We start from the raw sequence: 15084 nt of genomic DNA, 5'->3' as shown, positions 1-15084 counted from the left end.
CTTGTGGCTTTTTTTAAAAATTAACCCCAAAGGCAATCATCCTAAAAACGATAGCGCAATCCACCAGAAAAACTGATTCCAGAAAAACCACCTTTACTCAACTTATGCTGATAAACCAAATCCCCATGAAACGCGAGATTTTGTGACAAACGGGCATTAAGCCCCAATCCAGCCTCTAGAGAAGAACCAAAAGCTCCCAACTGGAAAGAATCTTTAAAGCGCACAGATCTTTCTTTGCCAAAATCATGAGCAAAATGAATTTTACCATAGAAAGAAACATCACGATCCTTTTCAGGCGCAGCAAGTGTCTTCATCAAACGTCCACCAACACGCACCACCCATTGATCAAGCTTATCCATCTCTATATTAAAATGATCAATATCACGAGCCTCATTAAACTGAAGATATTGATAGACAACCTGCGCTTGTGGATCAAAAACAACACCCTCATATCCTGTGGCAACTTTTCGACCACTCATCAAGGAAACACTTAAAGGGTTACCCTTCAATGTTGCTGTCTTCCCCCGTACAGTTGTCAGAACATCACCCTTAAAAAAACCATAGGATAAAAGACCATCGACATAAAATCCTGTATCATGCTGCAGACTACCATAAACTGTAGCAGTCCATTTATCAAATGTACTTTTTTGGCTTTGTTCAACATTCAAAGGTTGCAGAGAAAGCTTTCCGTACGATCCCATAACCCCAAAGGATATGGCACTCTCAACGTTTTCAATTTTTTGTAACAAAACACCTGCCTCTAGAGCGTAATACCCTAGATCGCCACCATAACCATATTCAAGCGCAGATAAATCTGAAGTATAACGGGAACTGCCCCCATAACCACGCAAAAATGAAGCAGGATTTTCATGAATTTCCAACATTTCACGAGAATGAGCACGCTGTATCTCTAACTGCTTATTTTGATTGCTGATATCCATCAAACCAGCATGAAACAAACTATTCGGCAAGAGGAGATAAGTTGGTACCTGCGGAACAACAGCCTTAACGCCTTGGCTAAAATGATTTTTACCATATAAACCCAATTCAGGACGAGAAGCCGGCACAAGCTTACCCCCCTGAGCTACACTAAATGGATTATCAGAATCAATATATCCATTCTCGAGACGAAAATCCCAAAATTCTCCCTCTCCTTCAACTAGTCTTTGAGAAGGATTTGCCTTCTTTAAATTATGCTTGGGACCATAAACGCTAAGCCTATACTGATAAGGTAAACCGTCCAGTGCAACATAATCACCATCTAACTTAAAAGAATCCTCTTCTGCTCTTCCAGACACCTGAATAATTGAAATCCCCTTGTTGCTTCCTTCAAACCCAGTACCTCCCCCTGGACTTCCTGAAACACTTTGCACATGTACTATCGTTTTTCCCTCAACATCACCATGAATTAAAAGCCGATCCGTTTTTTGATTGGTAAGAGCTCCCCCCTTATTTAAATAAGTATTGAAATAAAGACGCGCATTACCCTGCGCCTTATAAACCTCACCTTTTCCTCTCCCAACACGAAGCGTTTGATAGCCATCAAATACGTTAGTTTTTGGTTTTTCAAAAGCAATAGAACTATCAATAAGATGTATCAATGAAATCGATGAAACACCTATAGAGTCAGAATCTAACAAACTTTCATTTTTGGGTCGTAATAAAGTCCATTTTGAACCATTTGTTAACCGAAAATCAACAGAAGAATCTACATCAACACGTGTCCCCCCTACAAGGGTAGAATCATCAATTGAAACTTTCACAAAAGAGCCCCCTTCAGCCTTCAACAATAAATCTCCAGAAATTTTGGATTTTTCTAAGATTCTAATAAGTGCGCCAGATTCTTTGCTATAAATAGCTGCACTATTTGGAACTGTAAAAGAGGTTTTTATCAAGTCGACAACCCCTGGTACAGATACAGGTAAGTTTGTTTTTGGGAAGCCTCCGAACATCTCTTTCTCACCCGCAAAAATATACTCATCATAGGAATCCTTCTGATCGTTTATTTTCCCCTTTCTATCCCCGCTTTTCTCCAAAAAACGCAAACCATAAGACGCATTACCCTCTACTAAAACCGTAGAATCTGCGATAGTTATAACCCTAGCATCCTCACCAATACCATTCCCATGCATTGAAAAACCATGAGCATTGGCTAAACTAACTTTACCTTCTTTAAAATAGATAATCCCAGAACCAGACACATTAAAAGCTAAGCTTTCACTATGGTCATCTATACTCACCACCTGACCACCTTTTTCGGTAATGGAAAAACTCTTTAAAGTGACCTTTCCCCAATCTCTTACTTCAACTCCGATACCATTTGTAAAGTTAATCTCTCCTCTTTCTATAGTCACCTCTCCACGTTCACTCGCTAAAACCCCATACTTCCAAAAACTTCCTTCCAAATTATCAGCATTTGGAACATCCTTAACAGTTATATCCTCCCCTAAGAGCAACGTTTTGTCGCCAGACGCTTGTATAGCAACAATTTCATCCGTATTGTTATCAGTTTTTTGATAATTTTTCTTTTCAATGTTGTGTTTTTTACCATCATTACACCGATAAAATGCTTCAGAACTATTACATGAAAACTGGTTCGAATTATTTCGTATTTTACCATTAACATCAGAATGAGTTTGCACTCCTGTATTAATAGCAGCACTAGCTTGAACCTTAGCGTCAACATTTTGTACAAAAAAAAGAAGTGCTGTTGTAAAAGTATATAAGGAGACACGATTTTTAAATAGATTGACCATAATTCCACCATAATTCCGCCCCCCTTCCAAAGATGAGCACACAACGTATCAAAAACTCAACCAAGAGAAAATTTAATACGTTTTGGTTTGATGTATTGTATTTATTAGTATTTTTTGTGTTTTATGTAAATATGGAATTAGAAAATGACTAAAAAATACAGTCTAGATCAGTCATTTTTACAAAAAAAATATAAAAATTAAGCTGAAAAACAAGAGAAAAATCATCTCTAAAGTTGTTGTTTAAAAACAGCTTTAATCGGTTTACATGCATTAAAATGCTTCTTTTAACCGCTGCCTAATCAACACCAAAGCAGATATAGTCAACATCTTTACGATTATTGAAACGATAAGCATCTGTAAGCAGAAAAAAACATATATCCAAATTGGGAAATAAGGGGGAGCATATATATCTATTTCTAAGCAATCTTCACGGCAAGAAAGCCTAATAAAGAATAGGAATATGTAAAAAATAAAATCAATTCCTATTCTTACCGTCTCTTTTTAATTCAATTTTACAACATTTAAAAGCATTGAAAATATTTTTAGTATTCTCAATTAAAAAATATCTTTATGAATCGGCATATTATAAACAATATGAAAGAAATTCTAAAAGACGCGTTTGGAAACGATAACGTACAATTTTTTCAATTTTTCCAGAAAAATAAAAGAAATCCAACCAGAAAGCATATTAAAGAGACACAAAAATACATTCTATAAACACGCCCTAAATACACAATAATAGAGAACAAAAAAACCACAAGCATAACTTGTGGTTTTTTCAAAGATTAAACAAAAACAGTAACAACACTAGAAGTGATAACGCAATCCACCAGAGAAACTGGTTCCAGAAAAACCAGCTTTCGTAAGCTTGTGCTGATAAACCAAATCACCATGAAGCGCAAAGTTTTGAGATAATTGAGCATTAAAACCTAATCCAGTTTCTAATGAAGAACCAAAAGCACCTAGCTGAAAAGCATCTTTAAAGTGCACAAATTGTTTTCCTTCAAAACCATGAGCAAGATGAAGCTTGCCATAGAAAGAAATAACTTGAGACTCATCAGCGGCAACCAGCATCTTTGTTAAACGCCCTCCAACACGCCCTACCCACTGATGAAGCTTTCCTAAATCAATATCAAAGCCATCCACATCACGCACTTTATTAAATTGAAGATATTGATAAACAACCTGAACTTGTGGATCAAAAACAAAACCGTCCTCTCCCACCATAAATGTTTTACCAGCCATCAATGAAGCACTTAAAGGATTTCCCTTTAATGTTGCCGTTTTGCCTCGTGCTGTTGTGAGAACATCACCCTTAAACCAACCATAAGACACGAGGCCATCAACGTAAAAACCTGCATCATGCTGCATACCGCCATATGCTGCAACTGACCATTTATCAAATGTGCTTTTTTGACTCTGTTCAACATTTAAAGGTTGCAAAGAAAATTTCTCGTAAGACCCGATAATTCCAAAAGAAGTGGTTCCATACATATTTTCGATTGCTTTTAGCAAAACACCTGCCTCTATGGCATTATAACTAAGCTCACCGTTATAACCATATTCAAGCGCAGAAAGATTTGAAGTATAACGATGATTGCCGCCATAACCGCGCACAAAAAAGAAAGGATTTTCGCGACTTTCTAATAAGCCGCCAGAAGCAATTCGCAAAGCTTCTAACCGCTGATTTTGATTGCTAACATTCATCAAACCAAGATGACGTAAAGCATTAGGCAAAAGCAAATAAGTCGGAACCTGCGGAACAACAGCCTTAACGCCCGGCTTCGGACGAGGATGAGGCTCTGGAGCCGGTCCTGGAGGAGGCGTTGGACTAGGAGGAGGTGTCGGACGAGGATCTGGTTGAGGTTTAACATCAGAATCTATCGATCGACTCTCAAGACGAAAATCCCAAAATGTTCCGCTTCCTCCAACTAATCTTTGAGCAGAATCCGCCTCCCCTAATTCAGAGTTTGGACCATAACCATAAAGCTTATACTGATAAGGTAATTCGTTTAATGCTACATAACCACCTTCCAACTGAAAAGAATCTTGCTTTGCTTGTCCAGAGACCTGAATGACTGAAATACCTTCATTACTCCCTCCCCTTCCCGTGTATCCTCCTGGACTTCCTGCAACAGCATGCACACGAAGCATTGTTTTTCCCGAAACATCACCCTGAATTAAAACACGGTCCGTCTTTTGCTGATCAAGAGCTCCACCACTATTCAGATAGGTATTCAAAGCAATAGAGGCACCTTCACGTGCTTTATAAACTTCCCCCTTTCCCTTTCCAATACGAAGGGTTTGATAATCATCAACAGAAGAAGTTTCATGTCTTTTGAAATTAATAGAGCTCTCGCCCATAAGGCTAACAAGTGAGATAGAAGAATCCTCTGCATCCCCCTGTTGATCTCTCTGCAACTGCTGTGGTAAAATCCATGTGGAGTCTCCCAAATAAAGTTCGGCATTAGAGTTTTTATCAACATGTGTGCGACCTTCAAGTGTAGAGCCATCAGCTAAAACCGTTATAGAGGCCCCTTTCTCAGCTTTTAATAAAAAATTCCCTGAACGAAGCGAACTTTTCATCAAACTCACCGCACCAGAAATACCATTTTCACCATAAATCGCCGCATCATCTACAACAGAAAACTTTGTTGTATCCAAATTAACAACTTCCAATCGTGGTGGCACTTTTTCTCCCCCTAATGAAATCTCTTCCCTTTTATCCCCACCCTCATCCCATGGTTTTTCTCCCCGAAAGTAGATACCATAAGATCCTTTACCCTTTACGGTAAAAGTAGAAGACTTTAAATTAGCCTCCGTCACATAAAAGTTATTCGATAAATCTTCTGCTTCATCTTCGGTTTCAGATTCTTCTTCAGATCGTTCTGGTCCAGAATATAAAGGCTTGAGCGAATTTTTTAACAATATACCATGCGCATCCTCAACATCAACAGTTCCGCCTTTAAACTCAACCTCTCCCCCTTCATCCATTAAAAAGACCGCATGGTTTTCGCCTTTTTTCCCCTTTCCAGTAACACTAACCCCATCAAGAAAGACCTTCCCCCCTAACATTGCAGAAATACCGTGACTGTCCGCAAAGTTAATCTTTCCACCTTCCACCCCGATCTCTGCCCCACTATAACTTAAAAGGCTTGTTGGCCCACCGCTCGTGTTAATGTTTGTATCCTCTAAAATAATCGATGAATTTCCTATAGCTTCAACAGCCCTATCACTCTCCTCTATAATCCCCTTCTTAACCTCAATAATGCCATCGCGAGCAAAAAGAGCTAACTTTGTATTTTGAAGCGCCGGATTTTTCAAAACAATCTTTCCATCATCTGATACAGCGACACCACGCAAAAAAGATCGACCAGAAATGTCACTGCTAACCGTTACACTCTCTCCCTCAACTCTAGTCCCAATCCCCTTGACTGTTATAGCCGTCGGCTCAGCAGGATAGTTGGAAGTATTCTCATTCGTAATTTTATAAGATTTATTATCAATATTAGGCTCCCCACAATTATCACATATATAATACAATCCACTATAGTAATAAAACCCAAGATTCATACCTCTTTCATCAGAGTCCGCATCTCTAACAGAATTATCTATATTTTCCTGTCGTCCGTTCTCTCCAGCCACTCCACTCAACTCACGATAGTTACTCCCCCCACGAATACCCTCATCGTTATTGCCAACATGAATCATATTAGGAATATAATGATTATTCTGCCCACTCTCTCCCCTAAGAGGCTTATTCAGGTTGTTCCCACTAAGATGATTACCACCGACAGAATTTCCACTGATAACACTACCATTAAGAAAAGTATTGATAGGATATCCCTCAACGCCACTCGTAGGAGGTGTTCCAATAGGATAGCCTTCAACACTACTGAGAATATAACCCACATCTGAAGGAATAGAGACAATTGGGATGGTGTTGTTATAGTTACTATTCTCAGCACTTGCAGCAATCACCATTCCATTATGAAGCAAAGAAAGGATAGCTGTTGTACAAGCACATAAACATACATGATTTCTAAACACTTTAATCATAGTTCCCTCGAAACTTTCCTTCCCCTCTCATTAAAAATAAAAGCACTCGAAAACATGCCGCTCTGCACCTAAAATACGAATGGTGTAACCATTAAGATATGTCTCTCATGCTCATTTGAACTGTGCAATGAATTACCCCTATAAACTTGGCAGAAGCTCTACACATAAAACCATCTATAAGAGAATAATGACAAAGCACAATTTATAAGTGTATAATGCATTCTGTATTTCGTGTAAAGAAAAAATAAAACCAGCGCGTGTAATTAATTAATGACACAATTTAACCTTGTGATCTTTAAAAAATTACGCCACAACAAGATGAATGAAAAAATGATTTAAATCAGAGAAAATAAACGCTCAAAAACGAGCTTTAGAAAGCATAAAATGTTATATTAGATAGTATCAATACGGTACCCAAAAAGATAACACAACGCATACTGGGCTTCTCCACACTTTAAAAGCCCATACAAGTTTGTCACTCTATCGCATCATCATCAGCAAAAATTTTAAGAAAATTTGCTTTAATATAGAAAAACGCGCTCGTGCACACAATAAACGTGTCTTTTCTATTCATATCAAGAAAACGAAAGAAAAACACAAGTTGTTACAAAGAAAAAAGGCAGCACAATGTGCTGCCTTTTTAAAAAGTACACCCTGTACCTTATATTAGAACTGATAACGCACGCCTCCGGAGAAACTTGCTCCAGAAAAACCTGCCTTATTAAGTTTATGTTGATAGAGAATATCAGCATGCAGAGAAAACTGTCGCGACAATTTGGCATTAAATCCTACCCCAGCCTCTAGTGAAGAGCCAAACGCCCCTAACTTGAAAGCATCATTGAAATGCACAGACTGTTTTTCTCCAAAACCATGAGCAAGATAAAGCTTACCATAGAAAGCAACAGCATTCACACTTTCAGAGCCTGTAGGATTCTTGGTTAAGCGTCCACCAACACGTGCCACCCATTGATCAAGGTTACCCATTTGAATATTAAAATTATCAATATCACGGGCCTTATTAAATTGGAGATGTTGATACACAACCTGAACCTGCGGATCAAAGACAAAGCCTTTATACCCTGTCGCAATTGTCTGGCCACCAATCAAAGAAACACTCAAAGGATTACCTTTCAATGTTGCCGTCTTACCGCGCGCAAGAGTGAGAACATCACCTTTGAACAGACCATAAGATAAAAGACCATCAACATAAAAGCCAACATTATGCTGCATGCTACCATAGAGCGTAGCAGTCCATTTATCAAATGCACTCTTTTGACTTTGCTCAACATTCAAAGGCTGCAGAGAAAGATTTCCATACATTCCCATAACCCCAAAGGATAGAGCACTATCAGTATTTTCAATAGTTTGCAGAAGAACACCGGCCTCTACACCACGATAGTCAAGATCACCATTATAGCCATATTCAAGTGCAGATAAATCTGAAGCATAACGGTAACTTCCACCATAGCCGCGTAAATACAAAGCAGGATTCTCACGAACCTCTACCATTCCCGTAGAAGTCATCCGTAAAGTTTCTAACTGTTTGCTTTGATTGTTAATATCCATCAAACCAGCATGGAATACGCTATTAGGCAAGACAAGGTAAGTTGGCACTTGTGGAACAACAGACCTGACAAATTTTCCAGGAAGAGCAGAAGATCCAGCAGACTTAACATACTGATTTTCTAAACGGAAGTTCCAAAATGCTCCGCCATCCTTAACAAATTTCTGCCGAGCATGCTCCTGTTTGGAAGTTGCTTCTGGACCATAAGCACGAAGCGTATATTTGTAAGGTGAGTTCGCCAGCGCAACATAATCACCATCCAGTTGGAAAGAATCTTTCTCCGCTTGACCATAAACCTGAATAACTGAAACACTGTGAGCAATCTTAGCATTCACTTGACTATTTGCTACATTGCCTGCATCGCCTCGTACACGTATCTTTGTTTTTCCATAAACATCACCATGAATGACAAGTTGATCCGTTACTTGCTGACCACTTGAATCATGAGGATTTAAACGTGCATTGAGATGAATGACAGCATCACCCTGCGCCACATAAACTATGCCTTTCCCATTTCCAATATGGAGAGTTTGATATTTTTCTCCAGATTCCGAAGGTGCAAAATTAATAGCACCATTTACAAGACTTACAGAAGAAATGCATGAATGCATACACCCTGAATCTGGAGTCCCAAAATTCTTTTGGACACTTCTTTTGAGAATCCACTCTGAACCATTGGCCAAGTATAATTCTGCATAAGAATCTTTATTAACGCGAACGCCGCCTGTCACAATAGAATTATCAACCAAAACCGATATATTAGAATCGTTTTCAGCCTTCAACAACAAGTCACCAGAGAGAGTTGTTTTATTTTCTAATAAAACATGACCTTTAGAATTATTACCATAGATCGCTATACCCTTTGCAACTTCAAAATCAGTTTGTTTCAACGAAACTGTCCCTGTCACGCTTATAGGTGTTTTCTCCTGTTTGGTAGATATAGCACTCCGCTTAACAACATTTGCTTTCTGAGTTTCTAAATTCTCATTTTGATTTTGTTGACTCTCTCCTTTCTGTATTAGCCCATCAAAATAGATACCATAGGTTCCATTACCTTCCACTTTAACAATAGAAGCCTCGATATTCGCGTGATTCATAGCAGAACGAGCCTCAGAAGATCTTTTCTTCCTAGAAGTCCCCGTTTCAACCACATCATCACCCTTTCTAACCCACAAAGCATGTCCATCAGTCACAACACTCCCATTCTTAAAATCAACAGAAGCATTATCACTCAATAGAAAAGCCGCACTCTCTAAATTCTCTTTAGAATCTAACTTTTCTGTCGCTTTTTTCGCAGTAATATTAACTTTGTCTAACTTAACACTTCCCCCAGCTTCTGACCTCACAGCGATTCCCTTTTCCAGAGAGATAGCCCCAGAGTTCATAATTATTTCACCAGCATTACTTGCCAGTCCAGCCGCCGCCAAATCTCCCATCAGGTTAATTGTTGTATCCTTTAAATTAACAGACGATCCGGAACCCGCCAAAGCGCCCACATAACGAGCATTAACATTTCCTTCTGTCATCGTAACCTTCCCGCCACTTTGTGCTTCAAGCCCAATCACAGAAGATGTAATTTTTGATTTTTTATCCAAAATAACTTCTGCCCCCTCTTCTGCAAGCACAGCACTCACAGCCTCTATTTCAGTAAAATCAACACTATTGTTACTATTAGAAGAATCCACACCACTAATTGTAGCTCCCTCTAGCTTAACAACCGTATTCTGATTTTTTACATGCATAGAATGCTGAGTTTTATCACTTGCCTTCAATGTAAGGTTTGTTATTTTTCGCGACTGACCATCACTACACGTATAAGGAGTTTGCAACGCATTTTCACCATTATTCTGTGCAGCATCACACGTAGAAACCATTTCCTTAGCACCATTAGACAGAAGAACACGTCCAACAGCCCCTTTAGAAGGTGCGGCAGGTTTAGCAGAAACAACAGAAGCAGAAGGCTTCAGAGCAGAAGCTCCATTAGAGGGCACACTAGATGTATCAGAAACAACAGGATCAAAAGGCTTCAGAGCAGACTTCGCAATAGCAGCTGATTTTATAGGAGCTGGCCTTTTAGATACAGGAACAGAAGATGTAACAATCGAGGAATTTATAGTGTCCACACCAGATGTTTCTGCAATAGAAGGGCGGGGTGGAACAATAGTTACATGAGAACTATCAGAATCTGCAGAACCATTAGAATTTATATCTGTAGGAGAAATATGAGACTCAGATGATCCAGAAGAAGCCCCTTCAACCCCAGATATTTGAGATTCCTCACGCAAAACAGGTGGAGTAGGAGTACTAGAAGACGAAATACGATCCGATTCTTTTGAAGGATCTATTACAGATAGACTACCATCATCAGCAACAGCTATACCAAATTCTTTAAGCTTCTCTTCTAAACTATCTGATTCTTTTAGTACACCCAATCCTTCAAGATGCCTTCTTACAAATTCTCTTGAAATCAGAAGTACAGACCCCTTACCCGCTGCACTATACATTCTCCCTATATAAGGATCCTCGAATGTATACAATTTAACTTTTTGTCGCGTAGGGCCTCCCAATCCCAATCTAGAAAGCAGCCCCGTCTTCAGCTGAGAATTACTAGGATCAACGGTAGGTTGAACAGAAGATAAAGTCCCAGTAGAAGACTCGGGTGTAGCCGGCAAAATACTTCCAACAGGTAAAGCGGAATGTACACTTCCAGATTTCTCAGACTCCTCGCGCACGACCCCAGTGCCAGAACTAGAATCAACAGTATCCTCAACACTTTTAGCAGCAACTACACGAGTTTCTTCACGTTGAGGAGGTAAACTATACGTAACTGTAGACTTACGCGGATCAGCATAAAGATAATACGAAACAAACTCTGCATTTTCTAAACGAAAATCCCAAAACTCTGTCCTCCCATTCTGTAATTGATTATCAAAATATTTTACCGTCTGAGACACCTCTGGACCATAAACATGAAGAGTATATTTGTAAGGGTAACCATTTAACGTAACATAATCACCATTCAACCGAAAAGAATCTTCTTGTGCCTTTCCATGAACCTGAACAAGTGAAACACTGTAGGGCGCGTCTTCCTTTCCAACGCCACCCAGAGAGAAATTTCCTGAAGCGGTAGCACTGATATGCAATGTAGTTCTTCCAGAAACATCACCATGAATTAAAAGCCTATCAGACACCTGCATCCCGTTACCGTCCCGACTATATCCGCCCCCCAGATGCACATTAAAATGAATCCAAGCGTCATCGGCATTGTAAACCACACCTTCCCCATCCCCAACACGAAGAGTCCGGTAATTTTCAATATCATTTTCCGAAGAGATGAACTTAAGAGTACTATTTTTAAGATTCAGAGATGCAATACATAAATCTATACAATCACTCTTTTTTTCTCTTTTCTTACTTTTTGATAAACGCCACTCGGACTTATCAGACAAAAAGAACTTTGCAGTAGCATTATCTTTAATAGAAACATCACCTACAATTACAGAGTCATGTGCAAAAACCGAAAGATGAGCAGAAGATGTAGCTTTCAACAACAGATCACCGGAAACTAACGTGTCTTTTCCTAAAACAACAGAACCATTATAAATGGCCACACCATCTGGTACCTTTAAGACAGAACCCCTCAAAAGAACCATATGCTTTCCACCCTCCTCCAGAGAAACGGCTTGGCTCTCTACACCATCTACAGCTGATTCTGCAACAGCAGGGCTTCTTCTAACTCTAACATCTGAATCTTCACTTGTTTTTAAGCTGTTATCTTCAAATTCTGATTCACTTTCACCAAAATATATACCATAAGAATTTCTACCCTCCACTGTAATATTTGAATAGTTTATAGCAGCACTAATGCTGACATAATTATCAGCAATAATATTATCAACAAATTGAGTAAAACTATCAGCCCCACTACCAGAACTCATAACATTAAAGGCATCATGATCAATAACACTCAAAAGACCATTTTTAATACTATAATTATTGTTTATCCATAGAGCAATAGCATTAGAACCGCTAAAGGTTACACGATCAGAAGAAACGAAACCATCTTCCAATAAGAAGAGAACACTTAGATCCGCTACACTAGAATCAGCCCCTTCAACCCCAGATATTTGAGATTCCTCTTTGCTTCTCTCTTTTTCAGCAATACTAATTTTAATATCTTCTAGTTTAACAAATCCTTCGTCCTCCGCCCAAACCCCCACACCATGTTGTGCGAAAGTAATTGATCCAGATTTCATCACTATTTGAGATCCACCAGAACTTTGCAAACCGATTGCATTCAAAGGCACCCCATCACTAACCCGTTCCACATTAATATCTACTCCCTCTAAAACAATATACGATCCAGAGTCAGCCACAGCACCCATATAAGATTTTCTGATGCTTCCCTTCCGCATCAAAATCCTCCCCCCCTCTTTAGCCTCAAGCCCAGCAATAAACTTCCTAATATTTGAGTCTTTCAAAATAACCTCTGCATCTACTGCAGCAAATATAGCACTCCCAAAACCCACTTCAGAGTTATCACCGTTATCACCGTTATCACCAACAACAGAAGGATCAAAATCCAAACCAATGATAGGTACTCGGTCCAGTATAACACTTGTAACTTTAGGTTTAATACCCTTAACAGGCATCACGATATTACTAGATTTGATACCCTCACTAGATATTCCGGAACCAATAATAGTAGTACTCCCATCATCTAAAATATTTATTTCACTAACTCCACTACTGTTTGAAATTCCAGTACTCTCTCTAGACGCTGAATCCCTTATGCCTAATGAAAGACGTCCCATTGCATACACAGCATTCTCACCATACTTTTCTATTTGAACAGTACCCCTTTTTGCTGTGTGCTCTTTACCATCCATACAAAAAATAGGCCCACGATCTTCATAATCTTTAAGCGCACACCCATAGGAAATGAATATTGAATGAAGAGAAGGTAATCCTTCTGCATCGGAATCAACACCACCGGGGACACCGCCAACACCAACGCCTCCAGGGACACCGCCAACACCAACACCACCAGGGACACCGCCAACACCAACACTACCGGGGACACCGCCAACACCAACACCACCGGGGACACCGCCAACACCAACGCCTCCAGGGACACCGCCAATACCAACGCCTCCAGGGACACCATCAACACCAGCGCCTCCAAGGACACCACCGCCACCAACACCTCCAGAGACACCACCACCAGTGCCTCCAGGGACATCGCCACCACCAGTTCCTCCAGGGTTACCATCTGATGTCACACGATCTGCTCCCCCAGTAAGTGCTTCTGCTTTGGGTGCAGGAGGAACTTCAACAGAATGATTAGATCCACTAGAAGATGATGAAAAAATCCCTTTTAATGCTGATAGTGATGAATTCCACCAACTATTCCCCATAGAAGCATCGACACCTTGTAAAAAGAAGAAAGCACTTGTTGTCAGTGCGTACAAACGTGTACGCTTTTTAAATACATTGATCATATGTCAAACTTTCTAAATAATGTTGCAAAAACACTAGAATTAAGTGAAAATGAGGTAAGTGAACAGTTTGTAACATATGTTAGTCAACTTTACAACATAGTGTTATTTACAGTCGCATCATTTTGTGCATAAAAATGCCTAAGTTAAGGTTTTAAGTGCACAAGCCCTTGTAATATAAGATAAAAGGATAAAATCACGATGATAAAATATATGAAATCCGTGACTTCTATTTTACTGGTTGCAATCTGCTTTGCAACGGTTTTATGGACACAAACGAGTATGGCAAAGAAAAGTACTCAAACGAATGTAACGATTAATCATGTTTCAGGCACAACTTCTGTTCCCGCTTCTCCGCAAAAAGTTGTTGTGTTTGATCTTGCCTCGCTTGATAATATGAATCATCTTGGGATTAAAGCAGTTGTTGGTATTCCTGAAGGAAAAAAACCATCTTATCTGCAACAATTTAATGATGAAAAATATGAAAAGATAGGCACGCTTTTTGAACCGGATTATGAAAAAATTGCCACTCTCCGGCCCGACTTAATTATTATTTCTTCTCGAACTCAAGCAAAATATAACGATTTATCTAAAATCGCTCCAACTATTGATCTAACGGTAGGAAACGAAAATTCCCTTGAAGATATTAAACGAAATGTGTCTATCCTTGGGAAAATTTTTGGCAAAGAACAGGAAGCAGAAAAGGAAATTGCAAAACTCAATGAAACTTTAGCTGAAGTCCGTAAAAATACCCAAGGGAAAGGTACAGGGCTCATCCTCATGACCTCTGGTGGAAAAATCAGTGCTTTGGGACCAAAATCACGTTTCGATATTTTCCATTCTGCTTTTGGAATTGCTCCTGCAACTGATAAGCTCACCGTACAAAAACATGGACAGCTCATTTCTCCTGAATTTATTCTGGAGACAAATCCGGATTGGTTGTTGGTAATTGATCGGGATGCGGCAATTGGACGGGAAGGACTATCCGCAGCACAACTGCTCAACAATGAGCTTGTGCACCGCACAACTGCAAGCAAACAAAACCAAATTATTTATTTGGACTCTTGGAGCTGGTATCGTGCAAGTGGTGGTTTAACAGGGCTTCTTGAAACCGCTAAGCAGATCAATGAAGCTTTTACAAAGAGCAAATAAGCATACAAAAGAGCTTGCTTGCTCTATGAATAAAATTTAAAAGCAGAGGTTGTTT

The 15084-nt window shown here is 39.4% G+C and carries 4 protein-coding genes; 1 reads left to right on the top strand and 3 read right to left on the bottom strand.

Annotation, left to right across the window (positions count from 1 at the left end; genetic code table 11):
- Window positions 1-41 precede the first annotated feature (41 nt).
- The 3 genes from FJG96_RS00390 to FJG96_RS00380 form a co-directional block, all read right to left on the bottom strand.
- Window positions 42-2756, bottom strand: a complete 2715-nt coding sequence (locus tag FJG96_RS00390; RefSeq protein WP_139412283.1) for an autotransporter family protein — start codon at window positions 2754-2756, stop codon at window positions 42-44.
- Between the two features lie 807 nt (window positions 2757-3563).
- On the bottom strand, window positions 3564-6815 hold the full coding sequence (locus FJG96_RS00385; RefSeq protein WP_139412282.1) for an autotransporter family protein: 3252 nt from the start codon (window positions 6813-6815) through the stop codon (window positions 3564-3566).
- A 666-nt stretch (window positions 6816-7481) separates the two neighbouring features.
- Window positions 7482-13880: an autotransporter outer membrane beta-barrel domain-containing protein gene (locus tag FJG96_RS00380; protein ID WP_246046867.1), complete on the bottom strand. Its 6399-nt coding sequence runs from the start codon at window positions 13878-13880 to the stop codon at window positions 7482-7484.
- Between the two features lie 198 nt (window positions 13881-14078).
- Between FJG96_RS00380 and FJG96_RS00370 the strand changes: the two genes are divergently transcribed.
- Window positions 14079-15029 carry a siderophore ABC transporter substrate-binding protein gene (locus tag FJG96_RS00370; RefSeq protein ID WP_139412281.1) on the top strand — a complete coding sequence of 317 codons (951 nt, stop codon included), beginning with the start codon at window positions 14079-14081 and terminating at the stop codon, window positions 15027-15029.
- The last annotated feature ends 55 nt before the right edge of the window (window positions 15030-15084 follow it).

Origin of the sequence: Bartonella mastomydis, assembly GCF_900185775.1 — a bacterium.
Taxonomy (GTDB): Bacteria; Pseudomonadota; Alphaproteobacteria; order Rhizobiales; family Rhizobiaceae; genus Bartonella; species Bartonella elizabethae.
This window is presented reverse-complemented; position numbering and strand designations above follow the sequence as displayed.

Coding starts and splice junctions, on each gene's coding strand:
- FJG96_RS00390 (WP_139412283.1), bottom strand. CDS start 2,756: ATGGTCAATCTATTTAAAAATCGTGTCTCCTTATATACTTTTACAACA.
- FJG96_RS00385 (WP_139412282.1), bottom strand. CDS start 6,815: ATGATTAAAGTGTTTAGAAATCATGTATGTTTATGTGCTTGTACAACA.
- FJG96_RS00380 (WP_246046867.1), bottom strand. CDS start 13,880: ATGATCAATGTATTTAAAAAGCGTACACGTTTGTACGCACTGACAACA.
- FJG96_RS00370 (WP_139412281.1), top strand. CDS start 14,079: ATGATAAAATATATGAAATCCGTGACTTCTATTTTACTGGTTGCAATC.